Source organism: Pigmentiphaga sp. YJ18 (genome assembly GCF_038066655.1).
Taxonomy (GTDB): Bacteria; Pseudomonadota; Gammaproteobacteria; order Burkholderiales; family Burkholderiaceae_B; genus Pigmentiphaga.
The window spans coordinates 878,338-900,341 of sequence record NZ_JBBUKU010000001.1 but is presented as its reverse complement, the minus strand read 5'-3'; the positions used below and the strand labels follow the sequence as shown (position 1 = coordinate 900,341).

Below are 22,004 nucleotides of genomic sequence, written 5' to 3'. Positions count from 1 at the left end.
CCGTGTCGTGTTGAACGACCGGCTGCTGGGAACGGCGGCGCTGGTTTTCGCCGCCGTGATGGTGTGGCAGGGCTACGGGCTCGAGGCGCCTTTCGCCTACGAGCCGGTGGGCCCGCGCGCCTTTCCCATGCTGCTGTCGCTGGTCATCGGCCTGTGCGGCCTCTGGCTGGCCGCAAGGGGCGGTAATCCGGTCGAGTCCGTGGCGGCGGGCGTCAAGGGACGCGTCGTGGCCGTGTCGGTGGCGCTGGCCGCCTACGCCTTCCTGTTCCAGTGGCTGGGCATTGTCCTGGCTACCTTTCTGATGAGCCTGCCGGTGGGCCGCGCGTTCGGCGGATCGTGGCTCAAGACGGGCATCACCGGGCTGGCCCTGGGCGTGGCCGTGTTCCTGCTGTTCGACAAGGTGCTGGACGTGGTGCTGCCCACCGGCCTGCTGGGAGGCCTGCTGTGAACGATATCTTCGGCCATCTGGCCACCGGTTTCTCGGTCGCGCTGACGCCGCTCAACCTGTTGATCGCGGCCATCGGCTCCTTCATCGGCACCATCGTGGGCGTACTGCCCGGCCTCGGGCCCATCAACGGCGTGGCCATCCTGATGCCGCTGGCCTTCGCGATGCAGCTGCCGCCGGAAAGCTCGCTCATCCTGCTGGCCGCGGTCTACATCGGCTGCGAATACGGCGGGCGCATCAGTTCCATCCTGATCAACGTGCCGGGCGAAGCCTCGGCCATCATGACGGCACTGGACGGCTACCCCATGGCCCGCCAGGGCAAGGCCGGCGTGGCCTTGTCGATCTCGGCCTGGAGTTCCTTCGTGGGCTCGGCCGTGGCCACCGTCGGCATCGCCATCGCCGCGCCCCTGCTGGCCCGATGGGCGCTGGCCTTCGGGCCGGCGGAGTACTTCGCGCTGATGGTGTTCGCCTTCTGCTGCCTGGCCGGGCTGATGGGCGAGCAGCCCGTCAAGGCGCTGCTGGCCGCCGCCGTGGGCCTGGCCTTGTCCACCGTGGGCATAGACGAGAACTCCGGCATCTACCGCTACACCTTCGATTCGCTGCACCTGAGCGACGGCATCCAGTTCGTGGTGGTGGTGATCGGCCTGTTCTCCGTCAGCGAGATGCTGCTGCTGCTGGAACAGTCGGTCACGGGCAACGCGGTGGTCAAGCCGACAGGACGCACCCTGTTCAACATGCGGGAAGTGGCGATGACCTGGTGGGGCACGGTGCGAGGGGCGTTGATCGGCTTCGTGGTGGGCGTGCTGCCGGGTGCCGGCGCCACCGTGGCCTCGGCCATGGCCTATTCGACCGAGAAGCGCCTGGTCGAACAGTCCGACCCGGAAGGCGCGCATTTCGGCAAGGGCGACATCCGCGGCCTGGCCTCGCCCGAGGCGGCCAACAACGCGTCGGCCACGGGTTCGTTCGTGCCCATGCTGACGCTGGGCGTGCCGGGATCGGGTACCACCGCGGTGATGATGGGCGTGCTGGCGCTCTACAACATCACGCCCGGGCCCGCGCTGTTCGAGCAGCGCCCCGAGATCGTCTGGGGCCTGATCGCGTCGCTGTTCATCGGCAACGCCATGCTGCTGGCGATGAATATTCCCATGGTGGGCGTGTTCGCGCGCATGCTGTCGGTGCCGACCTGGGCGCTGGTGCCGTTCATCGTGACGGTGAGCACGATAGGCGTGTACTCGGTGCACGCCACCACCTTCGACCTCGTGATGATGGTGGCGCTGGGCGTGGTGGGCTATCTGCTGCGCAAGATGTCCGTGCCCATGGCGCCGCTCATCCTGGGGCTGGTGCTGGGCAACATGATGGAGCAGAACCTGCGCCGGGCGCTGTCCATCACCAACGGCGACACGGCCATCCTGTGGGAAAGCCCGGTCAGCATCGGTCTGTGGCTGTGCGCGGCGGCCGTGCTGATCGTGCCGGTCACGATGCGCGTGCTGGCCCGGCGTCGCGCGGGCGCTTCCGAACCCGCCGCGTCGGCCTAGGCGACACAGGCGGCAGGCATGCGGGCGATCGGGCCCGCATGCCGCTTTCAGACCCGCTGCAGGCGCTCCAGCGCCGCGTCCAGCGTGCTGTCCTTCTTGGCGAAGCAGAAGCGCACCAGTTGCCGGTTCGAGGCCGGCGCGTCCGGATCGGCATGGAAAGCCGCGATGGGTATGACCGCCACGCCGTGCTCGGTGGTCAGCCAGCGCGCGAATTCGCTTTCTGGCGCATCCGAGATCGCGCTGTAGTCGGCCAGCAGGAAGTAGGTGCCCGGGCAGGGCAGGGTGCGAAAGCGCGTCTGCTTCAGACCCGCTTCCAGGCGGTCGCGCTTGGCCTGGTAGAAGGCGGGCAGTTCCAGGTAGTGACGGGGATCCTGCAGGAACGCGGCCAGCGCGTACTGCATGGGGGTCGAGACCGCGAACACCATGAACTGGTGGATCTTGCGGAATTCCACGGACAGGGCGGCGGGTGCGCAGCAATAGCCGATCTTCCAGCCGGTGGTGTGGAAAGTCTTGCCGAACGACGAGACCAGGAAGCTGCGGGCCGCCAGCGCCGGCCGGCGCGCGATGGACGCATGCCGGCGGCCGTCGAACACGATGTGCTCGTAGACCTCGTCCGAGATCAGCACCACGCCCGTGCCTTCAAGGATGCGTTCGAGCTCGTCCAGGTCGCCGTCGTCCAGCACCGCGCCGGTTGGATTGTGCGGGAAATTGATCAGCAGGGCCCGGGTGCGCGGCGTGATGGCGCGCCGCACCGCGTCCCAGTCGGGCCGGTAGCCGGGAGCCTCGGGCGTGGGCGCAAGCAGTTGTACCGCCACCGGCGTGGCGCCCGCCAGGCGTATGGCCGGCACGTAGGAGTCGTAGTTGGGTTCCAGCACGATGACCTCGTCACTCGCGCCGGCCACCGCCAGGATGGCGGTCATCAGGGCCTGGGTGGCGCCGCTGGTCACGGTGATCTCCGTCTCGGGATCGTAGGCCGCGCCGTACAGCGCCTGCGTCTTGGCCGCGATGGCGGCGCGCAGCGCCGGGATCCCCGGCATGGGGGCGTACTGGTTGTGGCCCGCGGCCATGGCGGCGTCCACCTGCGCCAGCAGGCCGGCATCGGGATCGAAATCGGGGAAGCCCTGGCCCAGGTTGATGGCGCGGGTTTCCGTGGCCAGCCGGCTCATGACGGTAAAGATGGTGACGCCGACGTCCGGCAATTTGGAATTAATCATCAGCTTGCTTGGGCCTTGGATGTACCATTCGTCTTCATCGAATCAGTCTACCTCCATGCGTCCGCCGGCGGCCACGCCCGCCTGTTTCGTTCCCCATGTTCGTCCGTCTATTGCTAGGTTTCGCCATCGCGCTTTGCGGCTCGCTGATAGCGGTCGCGCTCCATACCCCGCTGCCCTGGATGCTGGGCGCGCTGATCGCCACGGCGGCGACCAAGATCGCCGGCGTGCAGTCCCGGAGCCGGACCGAACTGCGCTATGCGGGACAGTGGGTGATAGGCGTGGGCCTGGGGTTGTATTTCACGCCCATGGTGGTCGACGAGATCGCGGGCAATCTGCTGCCGCTGCTGCTGGGGGCCATCTTCTCGGTGGCCGCGGGGCTGGCCGGCGCCTGGTTCCTCCAGCGCGCCGGCGGCGTGGAATTCAGCACCGCCTATTTTTCGTCCACCATAGGCGGCGCGGCGGAAATGGCCAACCTGTCCGACCGCTACGGCGGCAAGGTGGCGCTGGTCGCCTCGGCCCACAGCCTGCGCATCCTGCTTGTCGTCGTGCTGGTGCCGCTGGCTTTCCGGATGTCGGGCGTGACCGGCAGCGGGCTTTTCGCGCCCGCCATGACGGCGGTGGATCCCGCCGGCCTGGCGGCGATGTTCGCGCTGGGTGCCGGCGGCGCGCTGCTGGCCGTGCGGCTGCGCATACCCAATGCCTGGGTGCTGGGGCCCATGGCCGTCACCATCCTGCTGACGTCCAATGACATGGCCTTGTCGGCGATGCCCACCTTCATGCTGAACGCCGCGCAGTTGCTCATAGGCTGGTCGCTGGGCGACCGCTACACCCCCGATTTCTTCCGGACGGCCCCGCGCTTCATGGGATTGATCCTGGCCTACACCCTGGTCGTGATCATGCTTTCGGTGGGCCTGAGCCTGCTCCTGGCGCGTCCCAGCGACATCGCGCTGCCCACGCTGATCCTCGGGCTGGCGCCCGGCGGTATTGCCGAGATGTGCATCACCGCCAAGGTGCTGCAATTGGGCGTGCCGCTGGTAACGGCTTTCCAGGTGTTCCGGCTGGCCTTTGTGCTGCTGATCACCCCGCCGCTCTACCGTGGTTTGCTTATGCGTTTTCCGGCGTTGCGCGACTGATTTCGAGCGCCCTGCGCAGGGTGATCCGGGCCTGTTGCGCGGCGTGGACATGGCATTTGCGATACGCCTGCTAAATATTATTGATTCGCAAAGTACACGCGGGTATGCTGCGATTCGCAGTTGAATTCAAGCAGCACGCAAGTCCCGTCTGCCATTGCGGATGTCCGCCATTACCGCATTTCAGTTCGTGTCGGCGTTCTTGGTTCCATTGCATTGTTTATTGATTAGAGGACGCCGAACATGGCACAGAAGGGCAAGGTCAAATGGTTTAACGCGGACAAAGGTTTCGGCTTCATCACGCCGGACGCCGGTGGTCCGGATGTGTTCGCTCACTTTTCCGCCATCGTCGGCCGCGGCTATCGCAGCCTGGCCGAAGGGCAGGAAGTCGAGTACGAAGTCAAGGACGGCCCCAAGGGCCCCCAGGCTTCCGACATCAAGCCGCTGTAAATAGCCGCACATGCGCGGGGCGGCGCACGCCGCCCCGCTTCCCCATCCCGCTCCCCAGCGGGGTGGGCTTGTTTTTTTCTAAAGTATTTGACCCCACCTACTGACCCCCCTACGCCCTTCGGGCGCCCCCCAGGGGGCGAAACCGGCGGACTGGCGAAGCCAGATCCGCGGTTTCCTGGGTCTAGGGAAAGCATCTTGAACTGAAACACGGGTGCTACCGCCGGCAGCCAGCGATAGCACCGGTGCCATAACCCAAGAAACGGGTACTAGACCCAGGATGCGGTGGATCCGGCTCCGCCGGTCCACCCGCATCGTCCCCTTGAGGGGGAGCGGCCAAAGGCCGCTTGGGGGTGGGCTTTCCTTCCGGTCCACCCGCATCGCCCCCTTGAGGGGGCCCGCGTAAGCGGGTAGGGGGTGGGCTTCCCTGGCCCGCACAAGCGGGCAGGGGTGGGCTTCCCTACGGGGTGACCAGATTAGCGGGTTTCCCCGCCGCCCACGCCAATATGTTCTCGAATGCAACCTTGAAATAAAGGTTGTAGCTGTTGCTTTCCACGAAGCCGATGTGCGGCGTGCAGATGACGTTCTCCATCCGCAGCAGCGGGTGGCCTTGCAGGATGGGCTCGCTTTCGAAGACATCGACCGCCGCCAGCCCCGGCCGGCCCCGGTTCAGCGCCAGGACCAGGGCATCGGGCTCCACCAGCTCCGCCCGCGAGGTATTCACGAACAGTGCCTCGGGTCCCATGCGCTGCAGGTCGGCCAGCGTGACGATGCCGCGGGTTTCCTCGCTCAGCTTGAGCAGCATGCACAGCACGTCGCTGCCTTCGAACAGCGCCTCCTTGCTGGCCGCCGTCTCGAGGCCGTCGGCCCGTGCCCGGTCCAGGGTGGATTCGCGGCCCCAGACCGTCACCTTCATGCCGAAGGCCTTGCCGTAGCCCGCGATGATCTTGCCGATCTTGCCGTAGCCGAACAGGCCCAATCTGCCCCCGTGCAAGGTCCGGCCCAAGCCGAAATTGGGCGGCATCGACGACGCTTTCATGCCGGATTGCTGCCAAGCCCCATGCTTGAGGTTTGCCGCATATTGAGGAATTCGCCTCATCGCGCTCATAATGAGCGCCCACGTCAGTTCTGCCGGCGCAACAGGCGAGCCGACCCCCTGGGCGACGGCGACCCCGCGCTCGGTGCAGGCCTCCACGTCGATGTGCGACCCGACGCGCCCCGTCTGGGAAATCAGCTTCAGCTGAGGCAATTTATCCAGCAGGGCGCGGGTGATGGGCGTACGCTCACGGATCAGTACCAGCGTTTCCGTGTCGCGCAGCCGGACGGCCAATTGGCCCAGCCCCTTGACCGTGTTGTTGTAGACCTTGACGTCGTGGCCATCGAGCAGACTGAAGCAGTCCAGCTTGCGTACCGCGTCTTGATAGTCGTCCAGAATCGTTATGCGCATGGGCTTTCCTTCAATCAGCGTCGATGGTAGTCCAATTGGTCTTGTAAGTGGTAGCTGCCAACGGTAACGGACCCTTTCTTCCTGGAAACTTTTGCGGAAAGGGGGTGGGGTATATTAAGTTAAAGTCCGGCCGGGCCAATCGATGCCCGGCTCATTATTTACATCATGATCAGGCGCCCCAGCGTCGAGGAGAATGTCACCAATGAACGCCGTGCCTAAAACATCGGTTCCCAAACAACTTTCGGCGGTCGACGCTCCCGACTGGGTACGTCACGAACGATTGAAGGCCTGGGTGGCCGAAGTCGCGGCGCTGGCGCAGCCCGATCGCATCGAGTGGTGCGATGGCTCGCAGGAAGAGTATGACCGGCTGTGCGAACTGATGGTCCAGGCCGGCACGTTGCGCCGCCTGAATCCCGCCAAGCGTCCCAATTCCTATCTGGCCTGGTCCGATCCGTCCGACGTCGCGCGCGTCGAGGACCGCACGTTCATCTGCTCCGAACGCAAGGAAGACGCCGGCCCCACGAACAACTGGGTGGACCCGGCGGAAATGCGCACCACGCTGAACGGGCTGTTCGCCGGTTCCATGCGCGGCCGCACCATGTATGTGATTCCGTTCTCGATGGGGCCGCTGGGCTCGCCCATCGCGCAGATCGGCGTTGAGCTGTCCGATTCGCCCTACGTCGTGGCCAACATGCGCATCATGACCCGCATGGGCCGCAAGGTCTATGACGTGCTGGGCGCCGACGGCGTGTTCGTTCCCTGCGTCCACACCGTGGGCAAGCCGCTCGCCCAGGGCGAGGCCGACGTCATCTGGCCCTGCAACGACACCAAGTACATCGTCCACTATCCCGAGACCCGCGAGATCTGGTCCTTCGGTTCGGGTTATGGCGGCAACGCGCTGCTGGGCAAGAAGTGCCTGGCGCTGCGCATCGCTTCCAAGATGGGCCGCGACCAGGGCTGGCTGGCCGAACACATGCTCATCCTGGGCGTCACCTCGCCCGAGGGCAAGAAGATGCACGTCGGCGCGGCCTTCCCCTCGGCCTGCGGCAAGACCAACTTCGCGATGCTGATCCCGTCGCTGCCGGGCTGGAAGGTCACCACCATCGGCGACGATATCGCCTGGATCAAGCCCAGCCCCGACGGCAAGCTGCGCGCCATCAACCCCGAGGCCGGCTATTTCGGCGTCGCGCCCGGCACCAACGAGAAGACCAACTTCAACTGCATGGCGACGCTGCGCGAGAACGTCATCTTCACCAACGTCGCGCTGACCGACGACGGCGACGTCTGGTGGGAAGGCATGAGCGAGCCGCCCGCCCACTGCATCGACTGGCAGGGCAAGGACTGGACGCCGGAAATCGGCAAGACCACGGGCCGCAAGGCGGCGCATCCGAATGCCCGCTTCACCGTCGCCGCCGACCAGAACCCGGCCATCGACGCCGAGTGGGACAACCCCGCGGGCGTGACCATCGACGCCTTCGTGTTCGGCGGCCGCCGCTCCACCACGGTGCCGCTGGTGACCGAGGCCCGCAACTGGGTCGAGGGCGTCTACATGGCCGCCACCATGGGTTCGGAAACCACCGCCGCGGCCACCGGCAAGCAGGGTGTGGTGCGCCGCGATCCCTTCGCCATGCTGCCGTTCTGCGGCTACAACATGAGCGACTATTTCAGCCACTGGCTGCAACTGGGCGCCAAGCTCGAGTCGGCCGGCGTGCGCCTGCCCGCCATCTTCTGCGTGAACTGGTTCCGTACGGACGAGAACGGCAAATTCGTCTGGCCCGGCTTCGGCGAAAACATGCGCGTGCTGAAGTGGATGCTCGAACGCATCGACGGCAAGGCCCAGGGCGTGGACCACGTCTTCGGCGTCACGCCTTCCTACGAGGACCTGAGCTGGGAAGGCCTGAACTTCACCCGTGAGCAGTTCGATCACATCACCGCGATCGACACGCAAGCCTGGAAGGAAGAGCTGCGCCTGCACGACGAACTGTTCGACCTGCTCAAGCAGGGCCTGCCGAACGAACTGGTGGAGGTCAAGCAGCGCCTGTCCAAGCGCCTGCAAGGCTGAGCCTCGCTCGCAAGCCGGGCGGCGTACCGCTCCGGCTCGCGATGCACGGCCCCGATGCCCGCCCTGGGCGTCGGGGTTTTTTTATCCTGTCGGCAAAATTCGCCAAAAGATAATAACTGCTACGTTTCTTCCGTTATTGGAAGGCAAGATTCGAACGCCATGGATCTTCTGTCCGCAGCACGCATCTATACCCAGGTCGTCGAACTTGGAAGCATCTCCGCCGTTGCCCGTGAACTCGACCTGGGCCATGCCTCGGTCCGCGAGCGCATCGAGAAACTGGAGGAATTCCTCCAAGTCCGCCTGCTCAGCCGCGATGCGAACGGGCTGGTCTGCACCGAGGAAGGGAAGACCTTCTACAATCACTGCAAGACCCTCCTGGCGGCCGCCGACGCCGCCGTAGCCGTCGTCCGGCAGGGCGAGCAAGAGGACATCCGCGGCAGCGTCCGCATAGCTTCCGCCCAGTGCTTCGGCGAGATCGTTCTGCCCGCGATATTGCTTCGCATCCGGATCGCCTATCCCAAGCTGCACCTGGACGTGATCCTGAACGACGCCGTGGTCGATCCCGTGACGGAAGGCGTCGATATTTCGCTGCGCGTCGGCTCCCTGGCCGAAGGCAGTTTCGTCGCCCATCCGCTGGGCCAGATCGGACGGGTGCTGGTTGCCGCCCCTTCGTTCATCGAACGGCACGATTCGATCGAAACCCCGGACGACCTCGTCCGCCACCCGTTCATCCGGGTCAACGGAATCTTCCCCAATGACCGCGTCCCGCTCAGCCATCCGGAAAAAGGCGTGCGGCAGGCGCGGATACAAACCTCGTGCACCACCAGCCATTGGCGGCCCATGTACGAGCTGATTCAGTCCGGCTGTGGAATAGGCGTGGTGCAACAACCCGCCTGCATCGACGCGCTACGGAAGGGAAGCCTGGTGCAGCTGCTTCCCGAATACACCGTGCCGCCTTTTCCCATCCATGCACTGGTCCATGCCCATCGACCCACCGCGTCCAGGGTCAGGGCCGTGCTGGATCAATTGAAGAAAGACGTTCCGGCGGCCCTGGAAGGGACGCCGTAGGGGCGGGATGCCGTTCCCTGTTGCGCCCCCTTGCCAAGCGATGACCCTGGTTACAGCGTGGCGAGCGACCATGAAAGACGGCCGCAAGCCGGTCATGTCCCAAGGAGAAACTTGTCGCTCGGGAGAAGCGCATGCATGTCAGATACATCCTCGGATCGATCGCCACGGCATTGGCATTGGGCCTGATGAGCCCCGCCGGTGTCCAGGCGCGCAATATCATCGACACGGCCCAGACGGCCGGAATGTTCAGTTCATGGGTCAACGCGGTACGCGAGGCGGGTATGGAGCAGACGCTGAAAGGCCAGCCCTATACCGTGTTCGCGCCGTCCGACGAAGCCTTCGCCAAACTGCCCTCGGCCCAGCGCGAGGCATTGCGGAACAAGGACACGCTGGTGCAGGTGGTGAAGCTGCACATGGTGGCGGGCAAGGTCAGCCTGAAGGATGCCAAGGAAGGAACGCAGATCAGGACCGAGGGCGGCAAGACGCTGACGGTCCATCGCAAGAACCGCCGGCTGTTGCTATCGGATGCCGAAGTGCTGGAGCCCGACGTCGAAGTGGACAACGGCTACATCAACGTTTTGGATACGGTCCTGTTTCCCTGATTCCGCGGAGTGAACATGGGAGTCCCGCGCCTTATTAAGATTCATGACTGAATCTTGCATTTTCTTCTAGCTCGACGAAAATAGCACGGTTTGTCATGGAATTGTACGAATGCAGACAGGTCGAGGATAATGACGCCTCATCTCCCCCATGAAAACCTCGAACGAGTTGCCACCCATGATAAGCAATCCCCTGCCTGGAAAGGAACCCGCCGGCTCCTTCGAAGCGTTGGACGTACGCGGCCAGGAGGGTTTGCTGGCTCCCAGGGTGGCTGCGCTTGGCAAGGCGCTGGCACGCGCTTCCCAATTGCAGGCCCGGATGCAGTTCGGGTTTTCTCAGACAGAGTGGCAAGTCGTCATGTTGCTTGCCGATTTTCAGCCAGCCTCGATACGCAAGTTGGCTTCCCTGGCCATGGTCGATGCGGCGCAGATCAGCCGGGCGATCGGTGTCTTGACCAGAAATGGATTGGTCGAAAGAGGGACCTCGGCACGGGATAGCCGGCGAGCCGACCTAAGGCTGAGCCCTCTGGGCATGGAGACCGCCGTCACCCTGCGGCAGTTGTCCCGGCAGCGCAATGAGCGGCTATTGGATGGCTATTCGCCAGAACGGATCACCGGCTTGTTTGAAATGCTGGAGGTACTGACCGCGCGGGCCATGCGTGAAGAGATGGACATTGCCGAAGGGGAGGCCAGCCGGGAAACGTGAGCGGAAAAGTTTCACGTGGAGTATTGCGGCCGACTTTCCCGAAGTGAACGCCCTGAGTGGCTAGATGGTGAGTACTGGGACCACCACAGCTTTCAGAAACGCAATGGCCGAGAGCTGTTTCTCATCGGTAGCGCATGACCGGATCGAGCGGGAACTGCGATCGACCAACCCGATGTCCCCCTTGCTTGGTAAGTGGTCTTGCCACTTGTGTGCCGTGGTCGGGCTGATGCCAGCGACAGGGCCGCTGCCTTCACCCCCAAGCTGGCTTATGGCTGTTCACCCGACAAGTGTTCCCAAGTGGCTGAAGCGTAGAGAACTCGAATTTCCCGGGCTCTTTCGGGTGAAAGAAGAGTGGCCCCAGCGCGTCGATGTTTCACGTGAAACATCGGCACGCCTTGATCGTAGAGGAAATTTGGTCGAGACCTTGGCGAGGGCTCATCCGCATCTCCCGACGCCTATTCCCGGTGTTAGCGGGTACGGCGATCACGTACCCACCCTATCCACTGCCACGTAGCGCTGACACACGCATCCTGAATAGCTCAAGCAGGCACCCCAGTGTTCCACGTGAAACACTATGGAGCAGCTTGTCCAGGGTAATGCTCGCGCTGACAGGGCGAGAATCCTATAATCCCAAGTTACCGTGGCGTTTTCTCACCAGACCCGGATATCTCTCCCTGGCCACGAAGGCTGCCAGGTCGCCAGGTGAAACCTGGCCTTTTGCGGATCCCACCATGCTGTATCCAATCGAATTTGATGTCATTGTTGTAGGCGGCGGCCACGCTGGTACCGAGGCTGCATTGGCGGCTGCGCGCGCTGGCTGCAAGACGCTGCTGCTCACGCATAACATCGAGACCCTGGGGCAGATGTCCTGCAATCCCTCCATAGGCGGGATCGGCAAGGGCCATCTGGTGAAGGAAGTCGACGCACTGGGCGGGGCCATGGCCCTGGCCACGGACGAAGCAGGGATCCAGTTCCGCATCCTGAACGCATCCAAAGGGCCTGCGGTGCGGGCTACCCGAGCCCAGGCAGACCGGGTGCTCTATCGCAAGGCTATTCGTCATCGCCTGGAAAACCAGCCCAACCTCTGGCTGTTCCAGCAAGCGGTGGACGACCTGATGCTGGAAGGGGACAAGGTAGTCGGCGCGGTCACCCAGATCGGCCTGCGCTTCCGCGCGCGGGCGGTGGTATTGACCGCAGGCACTTTCCTGAACGGACTGGTTCACGTGGGACTGCAGAACTACTCGGCGGGCCGGGCCGGCGATCCGCCCGCGATCTCGCTGGGCAAGCGCCTGCAGGAACTCAAGCTGGGCCAGGGACGCCTGAAAACAGGGACGCCGCCCCGTATCGACGGGCGCTCTATCGACTTCAGTGTGCTGGAAGAACAGCCCGGCGACCTGGATCCGGTACCGGTGTTTTCCTACCTGGGCGATGCCGCCATGCATCCGCGCCAACTGCCGTGCTGGATCACGCACACGAATGCGCGGACGCACGAGATCATCCGTGGCGGCCTGGACCGTTCGCCCATGTACACCGGCGTCATCGAAGGGGTGGGGCCGCGCTACTGCCCGTCCATCGAAGACAAGATCCACCGTTTTGCGGACAAGACATCCCATCAGGTTTTCCTGGAACCGGAAGGGCTGACGACCCACGAGTTCTACCCCAACGGGGTATCGACCAGCCTGCCCTTCGATGTGCAGCTCGACCTGATCCATTCGCTGCCCGGGCTGGAAAATGCCCATATCCTGCGGCCCGGCTACGCCATCGAATATGACTATTTCGATCCACGTGGACTGAAAACGTCGCTCGAGACCCGCGCCATTTCCGGACTGTTCTTCGCCGGACAGATCAATGGCACGACGGGCTACGAAGAAGCGGCTGCGCAGGGACTGCTGGCCGGCATCAACGCCGCCCTGCAGGTGAAGGGCGAGGAAGCCTGGGTGCCGCGCCGCGACCAGGCCTATCTGGGCGTGTTGGCCGACGACCTGGTCACGCGCGGCGTGACCGAGCCCTATCGCATGTTCACGTCGCGGGCCGAGTATCGCCTGAGCCTGCGCGAGGACAATGCCGACTGGCGCCTGACGGAAACCGGCCGCCAGCTCGGGCTGGTGGACGATGCGCGCTGGGATGCCTTCAACCGCAAGCGGGATGCCGTGGCGAGCGAGGTCGAGCGCCTGCGGTCCACGTGGATCAATCCCCGGACTTTCCCGGCCCACGCTGCCGAGCCTCTGCTGGGCAAGGCGATCGAGCGTGAGTACACACTATTCGACTTGCTCAAGCGCCCGAACGTTTCCTATGATGCACTTATGCAAGCTAAGAATGCGGACGAGGAATTGTTGGCGGGGCCGGGCGTAACCGACCAGATCGTTGCCGAACAGGTCGAGATCCAGGTCAAGTATGCGGGCTACATCGCGCGCCAGCAGAACGAGATCGACAAGCAGGCCGGGCACGAGAACCAGCGCATACCCGAAGACATCGACTATGACTCGGTGCGCAGCCTGTCCTTCGAAGTCCGCCAGAAGCTCAAGACTCATCGGCCGCAAACCATCGGCCAGGCCGCCCGCATCTCGGGTATCACGCCTGCCGCCATCTCGCTCCTGCTGATACACCTGAAGCGCCGCCAATACGGAAAGCTGAATGCCGATTCCGCCGCCGACGCGAACCGGGCGGCATGAGCGTGTCCCACGGCCGCTCGACAACCACACGCCTTCTCCTGGGAGAAAAGCCGCGCCACGACGAGACAGGAGGCTCGTCGGTATCGATGCGCGGCTTGCGGGGAAGCGTGTCCGCTTCCCCGGCAAGGGGAGCTCCCGGCCGCCGGAGGGTCGTCCCATGAACATGTCCCGGAAACCGATCCCGATGCAGGAACCTTTCAATGGCGCGGTATTCGCCGCCCAGCTCGAGTCGGACTGCGCGGTGTTGCGCCTGCCGCTCGATCATGCGCGTATCGATCTGCTGCTGAATTATCTGGCGCAGATGCTGCGCTGGAACCGCACCTACAACCTCACGGCCATACGCGAGCCTGAGCAGATGCTTTTGCATCACATAACGGATAGCCTGTCGGTGGTGCCGGAACTGGCCCAGCGCCTTGCCGGCCAGCCGGCCAGCATCCTGGACGTGGGTTCGGGCGGAGGACTGCCCGGCGTGGTCCTGGCCATTTGCCGGCCGGAATGGCAGGTGCGCTGCGTGGACGCGGTGGAAAAGAAGACCGCGTTCATCAAGCACGTGGCCGGGGTTCTGCGGCTGTCCAACCTGGACGCGACGCACGCGCGGGTCGAGGAGCTCGAACCCGCCGAGTGCGACATCGTCGTCTCGCGCGCGTTCGCCTCGCTGCACGATTTTGCCGCGCTGGCCGGACGCCACGTCAAGCCCGGAGGGCGGCTGGCCGCCATGAAGGGCCATCCGCCGGAAGACGAGATGCAGGCGCTGAAGGACCAGGGCGCATGGCAGGTGGAAGGCGTTACGACGCTTTATGTGCCAAGATTGTCCGCCCGCCGCTGCCTGGTCTGGATGGACCGCATCGAGGGCGGGGCAAACGAGGGTTAGCAGAACGCGGCGCCGGCCATCGGCGCGTCAGATTCACCCAATAATCAGGTTGTATTCGATGTCTTCCAATTCCAGCATGGTCAACGAGGCGGCACCGTCCGGAGAAGAAGCCGGCGAGCTGGAGGCGATCAGCGGCGCCGAGCCGCTGGCCGCCAAGCGCACCGCCCGCATCTTCTGCATCGCGAACCAGAAGGGTGGTGTCGGCAAGACCACCACCGCGGTCAATCTGGCGGCGGCCCTCGTGGCCCAGAAGCAGCGCGTGCTGCTGGTCGATCTCGATCCGCAGGGCAACGCCACCATGGGCAGCGGCATCGACAAGCGCGAGCTGCAGGCCACGCTCTACGAGGTCCTGATCGGCGAAGCCAGCATCGCCGAGGCCGCGAAGGCATCCGAGAGCGGCTATGACGTCCTGCCCTCCAACCGCGAACTGGCGGGCGCCGAGATCGACCTGGTGGAGCTCGAAGAGCGCGAGCGGCAGCTCAAGCACGCCATCGCCGCCGTGGCCGACCGCTATGACTTCGTGCTGATCGACTGCCCGCCCACCTTGTCGCTGCTGACGCTCAACGGCCTGGCCGCCGCGCATGGCGTGATCATTCCCATGCAGTGCGAGTACTTCGCGCTGGAAGGGCTGTCGGATCTTGTCAACACCATCAAACGGGTCCACGCCAACCTGAATCCCGACCTGCGCGTGATCGGCCTCCTGCGCGTGATGTTCGATCCGCGCGTGACCTTGCAGCAGCAGGTCTCGGCACAGCTCGAGAGCCATTTCGGCGACAAGGTATTCAACAGCATCATCCCGCGCAACGTCAGGCTGGCCGAGGCGCCCAGCTATGGCCTGCCGGGCGTGGTGTTCGACCCCGCGTCCAAGGGGGCGCAGGCCTACGTGGCCTTCGGGGCGGAAATGATAGAGCGTATGAAGACGCTATAGCTTTGGGGAAGCACATCATGGAAATGAAAGCAGGATCTAAGGGTGTGAAGAAACCCAAAGGACTCGGACGCGGACTGGACGCGCTGCTGGGCGCCGACATGCCGGCGGTCAGCACGCTGGGCACCAAGTCCACGGCCCAGCCCGAAGCGAAGGAAGGCCCGCCCAACACGCTGCCGGTGTCCAGCATGCAGGCCGGCCGCTACCAGCCGCGCTCGCGCATGGATGAGGGCGCGCTGGGCGAACTGGCCGAATCGATACGCACCCAGGGCGTGATGCAGCCCATCCTGGTCCGCGCGATCGAAGGCGGGCGCTACGAGATCATCGCGGGTGAACGCCGCTTCCGCGCCGCGCAGCTGGCCGGCCTGGCCGAGGTGCCGGTGCTGGTGCGCGAGGTCAGCGACGAGAACGCCGCGGTCATGGCGCTGATCGAGAACATCCAGCGCGAGGACCTGAACCCGCTGGAAGAAGCGCAGGGCGTGCAGCGATTGATCGGCGAATTCGGCATGACGCACGAGCAGGCCGCCCAGGCCATCGGCCGCTCGCGTTCGGCCACGAGCAACCTGCTGCGCCTGTTGAACCTGGCCGCGCCGGTGCAGACCATGCTGCTGGCAGGCGATCTCGACATGGGCCACGCCCGCGCGCTGCTGGCGGTGGATGCCGCCACGCAGATCCAGCTTGCCACGCAGATCGTGGCCAAGCGGCTGTCGGTGCGCGAGGCCGAGAAGCTCGTCGCGCAGACGCTGCAAGAGGCGGCGCAGAAGTCCAGCCGCAAACCCGCGGCCAAGTCGCGCGACGTGCTGCGGCTGGAAGAAGCGCTGTCCGATCGGCTGGGCACGCAGGTGGCCTTCAAGATCGGCGCGAAGGAACGCGGCCAGATCATCATCGACTTCCACGGCTGGGAACACCTGTCGTCGCTGCTGGAAAAGCAGGGCCTGGCGGACGTGCTGGAAAACAGCTGAACGGATCGAGGGATCAGAGCGGTACGGCCAGCATGTTGTCGATGCTGAAGGAATCGACGATGACCAGGCGCCGCCTGAGCCTGAGGCGATCGCCGGTGATCGCCATCTGGTCCTCGTATCGGCCGACCATATAGACCGACGCGTTTCCCTCCAGATCCGACTGCATCACCAGGAAGTTCGCGCTGGCGGAAATGGCGCCCGCGTCGGTTTCGTCGGCGCGCACGTTGGTGATGTAGTGGCGGAAGTTCACGTCCCGATACGTAAGCGTGCCCTTGATCAGCATGGTCACGCGGTCCTTGACCATCCCATGGCTGTAGCAGCCCATCAGCGGGGCGGGCAGTCCGGCGTCATGGTTTTCGCGCGACACGACGCGGTAGTCGCAGGCGTCGGCCGTGAAAAAGTCCGGCCATTCCGCATAGCGCCGCTGATCGAGCGCGTCCGCATAGTCGTAGTTGAAGCGTTCGACCCGGGCTTGAAGTGAAGGAACCATGGGATTGCCTTTAGACCTTTTCAGTAGCAGCCGGCTCGAAGCCCATCAACTGGTGATAGTGCGTCCAGAACCCGCGGATCGAGATTTCCTGGGACAGGTAATCCGTGTCGTGCAGTTCTCCCGTGCCTCCCATCTCCAGCACGGAATGTTCGCCGTGCCGCGTCTTCAGTCCTAGCTGGACCAGCCGAAGGGCTTCGCCGTCTTCCATCGAGATGTATCCCGCGGGCCCGATCAGGTTGACCTGCAGCAGTCGATTGTGCAGGTCCTCGTCCGTATCGCCCTCGAAGCCGAGGTAGGTGATGTGGAGTTCGACCGCATCCGGGCCCTTCGGACGCAGATGGCGGATGGCGTAGGTGTTGTCCACCTGGGCGACGACCAGCGACGGGAACATCGACAACAGGGTGGTCTTGTAGCCGTCCTGCAGATCGAGCGGCACCTCCAGCATGGCTGGATCGTGCATCTGAAGATCCGGCATCAGCTTGCCGCTGTCGGCGTAGTCCCGATCCAGATCACGCAGCCCCTGCGCATCGTCGTCGCTCAGGATCGAATGATTCCAGGTGTTCTTGCCGTCCTTGTCCAGCTTGATGCCGCCTTTCATCGCGGGTGTCTGGATGCCGAAGGACACCTGGAACAAATGCAGCAGCGACGCGTGATAAGGATCGCGGACGTTCTCGTTATAAAGCTTCCAGTTGCCCGCGATCTTCTGGCGCAGATAGCCGATGACCTTGGGCGTTCGCTGCATCAGCAGGCGGTCTATCTGCGTCAGGCTGTGCGGGCCCAGGTAGGCGGGAAGGGGCTCGGTGTCATCGCTATACGTGCCGAAGACAAGGCCGCCATGGGTCGCGATGCGAAGCTTGCGCAGGCCATGGTCCTTCTTGTCGAAGCAGGGCGGCATGCCGCCTTTTCCCTTGTGGCCTTTCTCGAAAGGCACGCTGGCAAGATCGCCCGACAGGCTGTAGGTCCACAGATGGTAAGGGCAGACGTGGCGCCTGGCGTTGCCGCGCACCTTGTCGGCAAGCCGGGCGCCCCGGTGCGCACAGGAGTTCTCGACGGCGTGGATGGACCCGTCCCTGGAGCGGCTGACGATTACCTGGGTGTCGCCGACCCAGTTGGTGACGTAGTCTCCCCACTGCGGAATCTCGCATTCCATTGCAAGGTAGTTCCAGACGGGACCGCGAAACAGCCGTTCCATCTCCAGGCGGTATATGCGCGGGTCCGTGAACACCTCGTAGGGAACGCGGGAGAAATCCGCCGCGGGCCAGACAGGTTGAGCGCCATGCGCCTGCGTGTTCATTGTCGAGGGTTCCTTTTCGATTGGAGACGCCAGCGGTATGGGAGAATCGTAGCGAAGCAGCCGCCGCGGAAAAATGGCCGAGCCTGAAAACGAGTTTTTCAGCAAATGGAGAAATGCACGATGGACCGTTGGGCTGAATATGAATTCTTCGTGCGGGTCGTCGAAACGGGAAGCCTCAGCAAGGCGGCCGAAGCGTTGAACTTCTCCACGCCATCGGCAAGCCGGCACCTGGCGGCATTGGAAAAGCGCCTGGGCGCGCGGCTCGTGGAGCGAAGCACGCGGCGCCTGTTCGTGACGGAGGTGGGCCAGAATTTCTATGCCCGATGCAAGGCCGCGCTGGAGGAGATGACCGAGGCGGAAGAGGAAGCGGCCCTGACTTCCAGCTCGCCGTCGGGCAGCTTGCGCGTGACCGCGTCCCTGTCGTTGATGCTGCAGCACGTCACCCGATTGCTGCCACGCTTCACCGAGAAATATCCCAGCGTCAAGATCGAGCTGATCGCCGCGAATCGGTACTACGACATCACCGACGATGACATCGACGTGGCGATCCGGACCCGCGAGTACGAGCCCGATTCGACACTGGTGATACGGCGGCTGGCGACGACGCGAAGAATCCTCGCGGCATCGCCGGCCTACATCGACCGTCATGGATTGCCCGCCGTGCCGCAGGCATTGGCGGGACACAAGTACCTGGGCTACAGCTACCACAATCCGAACGAACTCACCTTCCAGCGCGGGAAGGAAGTCGTCACCATTCCGATGGCGCCGCTGCTGGATGCCAACGACGGACAGATCGTACGCAGCGCCGCCCTGGAGGGACTGGGCATTCTCAGCCAGCCCATGTATGTCGTCCATGACGACCTGATGGCCGGACGGCTGGTTCCCGTGCTGCTGGATTGGGAACTGCCCCGGCTATCGATCAGCCTGGCCTATCGGCGCCGCAAGCTGGTGCCGGCGAAAACGCGGGTCTTCCTCGACTTCATCACGGAAGACTTTCACCAGAACGAATACGAGAAGCGCTGGGAAGCCGCGTTGACCATGGCGCAGCGGCCACCGCAAGCGCGCACCGGCGTTTCGCGCCGGCGTGGACACGTGGCCTGAACGTGGCGTTCAGGCCACGAGCAGCGCGGCCATCCGGTGCGGATCGGCATGCGTCGCGATGATGGTCAGGCCGGTTCGCTGTTGCGGGATATCAGCCGCCGACAGCGGCCGCACGTCGAAGCGCCTTTCGTCGGGAGCGAACTGCACCAGGCAACGCCGGCCGTCCGCCAGGGCGACGACGCCCTTGAGCCGCAGCAGGTCCTGTCCCAGCGCATCGGCCAGCGCATGCAGGCGGATCAGCAGCGCGTCGCGCGCCAGGGGATCGGGCAGGGGAAGGAAATGCGCCTGCTCCGCATGATGATGCGCGTGCCGGCCATGATCGTGAGGGTGGGCATGATCGTGGACATGCGGTGCCGGCGGGCTCGCGGCATGGTCCACATGCCCGGGTTCCGCGACCGGGGGCGACGACGGGCCGCATGGCGCGAGGGCGCGCGAAACCGTCTCCCACGCCAGGTCGGCCTGGTTGGAACGCAGCACCGGCACGCCGGGCTTGAGCGCCGCCAGCCTCGCGGCCAGGGCGCGGGTCGACGCTTCGTCGGCTTCCCGTGTCTTGGTCATGATCAGCGCCTGCGCCGCGCGTACCTGCGCCCGCGCTTCCGGATGGCGATCGAGCAATGCCGCGCCGGCCGGCGCGCCCGCCACCGTGACGACGGCCTGCAGGCGGTAGCGTTCGCGCAGCAGCGGATGTTCGTGAAAGGCCTGGAGAATGGGCGCGGGGTCGGCCATGCCCGTGGTCTCGATCGCCACGGCGGGAAACGCCGGCATGCGACGTTGCAGCCGCGCCCAGAACAGGTCTTCCAGGGCCTGCTCCAGGCCCGGCAGCCCGGTGCAGCAGACGCACGATCCCGATACCAGCGAAGCCTGTTCGGTCACGCCCAGCAGGGCGCCATCCAGGCCGACCTCGCCCAGTTCATTGACGATCACCGCCGCGCCCCGCAGTCCCGGCTGTTCCAGCCACGCCGACAGCAGCGTCGTCTTGCCGCTGCCCAGGAAGCCGGTCAGCAGATAGACGGGGATGGGGGACGAGGTGGCCATGAATGATCGCGAGTCCGTTCAGGGCTGGTAGCCCAGCCGCGCCGATACGCCGTCGGCGGCCTGGAGCACGGGCGCAACGAAACCGCGCAGCGCCTTCTTGGTCAGCCGCTGGATGGGACCGGCGACACCGATCGCGGCGATGACCTGCCCGGTATGGTCGCGCACCGGCGCCGCCAGGCCCCGCATGCCGACCTCGCTTTCCTCGTCGTCCTGCGCATGGCCCTCGCGCCGCACCTGTTCCAGCGTGTTGCGCAACACGGCCGGATCGGTCGGCGTGTTCGGCGTGCGCGGCGCGAGGCCGTCCTTGAGCACGCGCGCCAGCACGTCCGCGCTCTGGAAGGCCAGCAGCGCGCGGCCCTCGCTGGTGCAAAAGGCGGGCTTGCGCGCGCCGACGTACGAACGCATGCGTATGGCCTGGTGGCTTTCGAGGTTGAACAGATAGATGATGTTGCTCTGCTCCAGCGTGGCCAGGTGCACGGTCTCGCCGGTGATCTCGCGCAGCTCGTGCAGATAGGGCAGGGCCTGCGTCGAAATATCCATGCGCCGCCGCACCAGCGCGCCCAGCGCGAACAGCCCCAGCCCCAGCCGGTAGCGGCCGTTCTCCGGGTTCTGCTCCAGCAGCCCCTCGGCCGTCAGCGTGCTGGCCAGCCGGTGCACCGTGCTCTTGGCCAGCCCCAGCCGCTTGGCAAGCGTACTGATCCCGATCTCGACTTCCGTCTCGGAAAACGCCTTGAGCACACGAATGGCCGAAGCGACCGAAGACAGCCGCCCGTCGCCTCCGTCCTGAGTGTCTTGCATGATGATGGACAATGTTTGTGTCAACCCACCTTTATAACAAGTGCTGGCAGCCAGCGAAGCACGGAAGCGACAAACCAGGAAAGTCCCACCGGGCCCAGGAAACCGCGGATCTGGCTTTGCCAGTCCGCCGGTTTCGCCCCCTTGAGGGGGCGCCCGGAGGGCGTAGGGGGTGGGCTTTCCTTGCGCGCGTCAGCGCGTAGGGGGGGGCGCTATATATTGTTTCCAGTGCACGATTTCCTTCTTCACGAAATCGTTGAACGTGGGCGCGTCCCAGTCGAAGGTCTCCATGTTCTGGGCCCGCAGCTCGGCCTGCCCTTCCGGCGATTGCAGGGCCTTGCGCACCGCGAGGTTGAGCTTGGTGACCAGTTCGGGCGACATGCCGGCGGGACCCGACAGCGAGAACCAGGTGGTACCGGTCAGCTGCGGATAGCCCAGTTCCTTGAAGGTCGGGATGTCGGGGAAGTCGGTCACGCGCTGCGCCGAGGTCACGGCCAGCGGGCGCAGCTTGCCGGCCTTGATGTTGCCGGCGGCGGTGCTGAGCGTGATGAAGGCGGCGGGTACCTGGTTGGCCGCCACGTCCGCCACGGCGGGACCCGCGCCCTTGTAGCTGATGTGCACCAGGTTCAGCTTGGTGATCTGGCGGAAGGCTTCGCCGATCAGGGCGCCGTGCGTGCCCTGTCCGGGCGAGGCCCAGCTCAGGCCCTCGGGCATGGACTTGACCTGCTTGATGAAGCCGGGCACGTCCTTGATGGGCTGCGCGACGTTGACCGCCAGCACGGTGGGCGGTCCGCCCAGCAGGGCGATGTGGGTGAAGTCCTTGATCGGGTCGAAGCTGGTCGCGTTGGTCAGCGGGGCGACCACGTGCGAGCCGATGCCCGAGACCACCAGGGTATAGCCGTCGGGCTCGGCGCGCGCCACCATCTGCGAACCGATGACGCCGCCCGCGCCGCCGCGGTTGTCCACCACGAAGCTCTGCTTGAACGTCTCGGCAAGATGGCGCGCGATCAGCCGGCCGAGGGTGTCGGCGCTGCCGCCGGGCGCATAGGGCACCACGATCTTCACCGGGCGGTTGGGCCACGGATCCTGCGCACAGGCCGGCGCCGCGAGCGCGCCGGCTGCAAGGCTCGCGCACAGCAGGCGCGCGAGGAAATGGCGATGAATCGTCATCGGCGTGTCTCCTTTCTGAGGTTCTGATCTCCCGCC

General features: G+C 64.9%; 21 protein-coding genes. 13 read left to right on the top strand and 8 right to left on the bottom strand.

Going from position 1 to position 22,004, the window contains the following annotated elements; genetic code table 11:
* The first annotated feature begins 10 nt into the window (after positions 1-10).
* Complete coding sequence (locus tag WKR98_RS04435) at positions 11-448, top strand: tripartite tricarboxylate transporter TctB family protein (protein WP_124692546.1); 438 nt, start codon at positions 11-13, stop codon at positions 446-448.
* Positions 445-1,980, top strand: coding sequence for a tripartite tricarboxylate transporter permease (locus tag WKR98_RS04430; RefSeq protein ID WP_124692049.1), 1,536 nt, complete (start codon positions 445-447; stop codon positions 1,978-1,980). The genes WKR98_RS04435 and WKR98_RS04430 overlap by 4 nt, the downstream gene beginning before the upstream one ends.
* A gap of 47 nt (positions 1,981-2,027) precedes the next feature.
* Here the strand turns inward: WKR98_RS04430 and WKR98_RS04425 are convergent, their stop codons facing one another.
* Positions 2,028-3,194 (bottom strand): methionine aminotransferase, encoded by a 1,167-nt coding sequence (locus WKR98_RS04425; RefSeq protein WP_341432183.1) that lies wholly within the window; start codon positions 3,192-3,194, stop codon positions 2,028-2,030.
* 95 nt (positions 3,195-3,289) lie between these two features.
* On the opposite strand from WKR98_RS04425, the gene WKR98_RS04420 reads away from it, so the two are divergent.
* Positions 3,290-4,327, top strand: coding sequence for an AbrB family transcriptional regulator (locus tag WKR98_RS04420; RefSeq protein WP_341432182.1), 1,038 nt, complete (start codon positions 3,290-3,292; stop codon positions 4,325-4,327).
* Between the two features lie 240 nt (positions 4,328-4,567).
* Positions 4,568-4,774 carry a cold-shock protein gene (locus tag WKR98_RS04415; RefSeq protein ID WP_087840420.1) on the top strand — a complete coding sequence of 69 codons (207 nt, stop codon included), beginning with the start codon at positions 4,568-4,570 and terminating at the stop codon, positions 4,772-4,774.
* 457 nt (positions 4,775-5,231) lie between these two features.
* On the opposite strand, the gene WKR98_RS04410 is transcribed toward WKR98_RS04415, so the two are convergent.
* Entirely contained in the window at positions 5,232-6,218 is a 987-nt protein-coding gene (locus WKR98_RS04410) for a D-2-hydroxyacid dehydrogenase family protein (protein WP_124692046.1), read from the bottom strand.
* 202 nt (positions 6,219-6,420) lie between these two features.
* On the opposite strand from WKR98_RS04410, the gene WKR98_RS04405 reads away from it, so the two are divergent.
* From WKR98_RS04405 to WKR98_RS04390, 4 genes are all read left to right on the top strand, one after another.
* Entirely contained in the window at positions 6,421-8,280 is a 1,860-nt protein-coding gene (locus WKR98_RS04405) for a phosphoenolpyruvate carboxykinase (GTP) (protein WP_341432181.1), read from the top strand.
* A gap of 159 nt (positions 8,281-8,439) precedes the next feature.
* Positions 8,440-9,348 carry a LysR family transcriptional regulator gene (locus WKR98_RS04400; protein WP_341432180.1) on the top strand — a complete coding sequence of 303 codons (909 nt, stop codon included), beginning with the start codon at positions 8,440-8,442 and terminating at the stop codon, positions 9,346-9,348.
* A 131-nt stretch (positions 9,349-9,479) separates the two neighbouring features.
* Complete coding sequence (locus WKR98_RS04395; protein ID WP_124692043.1) at positions 9,480-9,950, top strand: fasciclin domain-containing protein; 471 nt, start codon at positions 9,480-9,482, stop codon at positions 9,948-9,950.
* A gap of 148 nt (positions 9,951-10,098) precedes the next feature.
* Entirely contained in the window at positions 10,099-10,653 is a 555-nt protein-coding gene (locus WKR98_RS04390; protein ID WP_341432179.1) for a MarR family winged helix-turn-helix transcriptional regulator, read from the top strand.
* Positions 10,654-10,713: 60 nt separating this feature from the next.
* On the opposite strand, the gene WKR98_RS29225 is transcribed toward WKR98_RS04390, so the two are convergent.
* Positions 10,714-10,881, bottom strand: coding sequence for a hypothetical protein (locus WKR98_RS29225; RefSeq protein ID WP_445936090.1), 168 nt, complete (start codon positions 10,879-10,881; stop codon positions 10,714-10,716).
* A gap of 503 nt (positions 10,882-11,384) precedes the next feature.
* Between WKR98_RS29225 and mnmG the strand changes: the two genes are divergently transcribed.
* The 4 genes from mnmG to WKR98_RS04370 all read left to right on the top strand — a co-directional run bounded on the left by mnmG (position 11,385) and on the right by WKR98_RS04370 (position 16,083).
* Positions 11,385-13,325, top strand: coding sequence for a tRNA uridine-5-carboxymethylaminomethyl(34) synthesis enzyme MnmG (gene mnmG / locus WKR98_RS04385; RefSeq protein WP_341432178.1), 1,941 nt, complete (start codon positions 11,385-11,387; stop codon positions 13,323-13,325).
* A 184-nt stretch (positions 13,326-13,509) separates the two neighbouring features.
* Entirely contained in the window at positions 13,510-14,196 is a 687-nt protein-coding gene (gene rsmG / locus WKR98_RS04380) for a 16S rRNA (guanine(527)-N(7))-methyltransferase RsmG (protein ID WP_124692040.1), read from the top strand.
* A 58-nt stretch (positions 14,197-14,254) separates the two neighbouring features.
* On the top strand, positions 14,255-15,124 hold the full coding sequence (locus tag WKR98_RS04375) for a ParA family protein (RefSeq protein WP_238160236.1): 870 nt from the start codon (positions 14,255-14,257) through the stop codon (positions 15,122-15,124).
* Positions 15,125-15,147: 23 nt separating this feature from the next.
* Entirely contained in the window at positions 15,148-16,083 is a 936-nt protein-coding gene (locus WKR98_RS04370; protein WP_124692039.1) for a ParB/RepB/Spo0J family partition protein, read from the top strand.
* A 13-nt stretch (positions 16,084-16,096) separates the two neighbouring features.
* Here WKR98_RS04370 and WKR98_RS04365 read toward each other — a convergent pair whose 3' ends face one another.
* Both WKR98_RS04365 and WKR98_RS04360 read right to left on the bottom strand, forming a co-directional pair.
* On the bottom strand, positions 16,097-16,573 hold the full coding sequence (locus tag WKR98_RS04365; RefSeq protein ID WP_341432177.1) for an aromatic-ring-hydroxylating dioxygenase subunit beta: 477 nt from the start codon (positions 16,571-16,573) through the stop codon (positions 16,097-16,099).
* 10 nt (positions 16,574-16,583) lie between these two features.
* Positions 16,584-17,867 carry an aromatic ring-hydroxylating oxygenase subunit alpha gene (locus tag WKR98_RS04360; protein ID WP_341432176.1) on the bottom strand — a complete coding sequence of 428 codons (1,284 nt, stop codon included), beginning with the start codon at positions 17,865-17,867 and terminating at the stop codon, positions 16,584-16,586.
* 120 nt (positions 17,868-17,987) lie between these two features.
* Between WKR98_RS04360 and WKR98_RS04355 the strand changes: the two genes are divergently transcribed.
* Complete coding sequence (locus WKR98_RS04355; RefSeq protein WP_124692036.1) at positions 17,988-18,968, top strand: LysR family transcriptional regulator; 981 nt, start codon at positions 17,988-17,990, stop codon at positions 18,966-18,968.
* A 9-nt stretch (positions 18,969-18,977) separates the two neighbouring features.
* On the opposite strand, the gene WKR98_RS04350 is transcribed toward WKR98_RS04355, so the two are convergent.
* The 3 genes from WKR98_RS04350 to WKR98_RS04340 all read right to left on the bottom strand — a co-directional run bounded on the left by WKR98_RS04350 (position 18,978) and on the right by WKR98_RS04340 (position 21,968).
* Positions 18,978-20,003, bottom strand: coding sequence for a CobW family GTP-binding protein (locus WKR98_RS04350; protein WP_341432175.1), 1,026 nt, complete (start codon positions 20,001-20,003; stop codon positions 18,978-18,980).
* Positions 20,004-20,021: 18 nt separating this feature from the next.
* Positions 20,022-20,801 (bottom strand): IclR family transcriptional regulator, encoded by a 780-nt coding sequence (locus WKR98_RS04345; protein ID WP_341432174.1) that lies wholly within the window; start codon positions 20,799-20,801, stop codon positions 20,022-20,024.
* Between the two features lie 189 nt (positions 20,802-20,990).
* Complete coding sequence (locus tag WKR98_RS04340; RefSeq protein ID WP_124692033.1) at positions 20,991-21,968, bottom strand: tripartite tricarboxylate transporter substrate binding protein; 978 nt, start codon at positions 21,966-21,968, stop codon at positions 20,991-20,993.
* Positions 21,969-22,004: the final 36 nt, after the last annotated feature.

What these genes read in the sequence shown, in the direction of transcription:
- WKR98_RS04365 (WP_341432177.1), bottom strand. Translation starts at nt 16,573, where the DNA reads ATGGTTCCTTCACTTCAAGCCCGGGTCGAACGCTTCAACTACGACTAT.
- WKR98_RS04425 (WP_341432183.1), bottom strand. Translation starts at nt 3,194, where the DNA reads ATGATTAATTCCAAATTGCCGGACGTCGGCGTCACCATCTTTACCGTC.
- WKR98_RS04405 (WP_341432181.1), top strand. Translation starts at nt 6,421, where the DNA reads ATGAACGCCGTGCCTAAAACATCGGTTCCCAAACAACTTTCGGCGGTC.
- WKR98_RS04375 (WP_238160236.1), top strand. Translation starts at nt 14,255, where the DNA reads ATGTCTTCCAATTCCAGCATGGTCAACGAGGCGGCACCGTCCGGAGAA.
- WKR98_RS04350 (WP_341432175.1), bottom strand. Translation starts at nt 20,003, where the DNA reads ATGGCCACCTCGTCCCCCATCCCCGTCTATCTGCTGACCGGCTTCCTG.
- WKR98_RS04415 (WP_087840420.1), top strand. Translation starts at nt 4,568, where the DNA reads ATGGCACAGAAGGGCAAGGTCAAATGGTTTAACGCGGACAAAGGTTTC.
- WKR98_RS04345 (WP_341432174.1), bottom strand. Translation starts at nt 20,801, where the DNA reads ATGCAAGACACTCAGGACGGAGGCGACGGGCGGCTGTCTTCGGTCGCT.
- WKR98_RS04390 (WP_341432179.1), top strand. Translation starts at nt 10,099, where the DNA reads ATGAAAACCTCGAACGAGTTGCCACCCATGATAAGCAATCCCCTGCCT.
- WKR98_RS04420 (WP_341432182.1), top strand. Translation starts at nt 3,290, where the DNA reads ATGTTCGTCCGTCTATTGCTAGGTTTCGCCATCGCGCTTTGCGGCTCG.
- mnmG (WP_341432178.1), top strand. Translation starts at nt 11,385, where the DNA reads ATGCTGTATCCAATCGAATTTGATGTCATTGTTGTAGGCGGCGGCCAC.
- WKR98_RS04355 (WP_124692036.1), top strand. Translation starts at nt 17,988, where the DNA reads ATGGACCGTTGGGCTGAATATGAATTCTTCGTGCGGGTCGTCGAAACG.
- WKR98_RS04400 (WP_341432180.1), top strand. Translation starts at nt 8,440, where the DNA reads ATGGATCTTCTGTCCGCAGCACGCATCTATACCCAGGTCGTCGAACTT.
- rsmG (WP_124692040.1), top strand. Translation starts at nt 13,510, where the DNA reads ATGCAGGAACCTTTCAATGGCGCGGTATTCGCCGCCCAGCTCGAGTCG.
- WKR98_RS04395 (WP_124692043.1), top strand. Translation starts at nt 9,480, where the DNA reads ATGCATGTCAGATACATCCTCGGATCGATCGCCACGGCATTGGCATTG.
- WKR98_RS04370 (WP_124692039.1), top strand. Translation starts at nt 15,148, where the DNA reads ATGAAAGCAGGATCTAAGGGTGTGAAGAAACCCAAAGGACTCGGACGC.
- WKR98_RS04360 (WP_341432176.1), bottom strand. Translation starts at nt 17,867, where the DNA reads ATGAACACGCAGGCGCATGGCGCTCAACCTGTCTGGCCCGCGGCGGAT.
- WKR98_RS04410 (WP_124692046.1), bottom strand. Translation starts at nt 6,218, where the DNA reads ATGCGCATAACGATTCTGGACGACTATCAAGACGCGGTACGCAAGCTG.
- WKR98_RS04340 (WP_124692033.1), bottom strand. Translation starts at nt 21,968, where the DNA reads ATGACGATTCATCGCCATTTCCTCGCGCGCCTGCTGTGCGCGAGCCTT.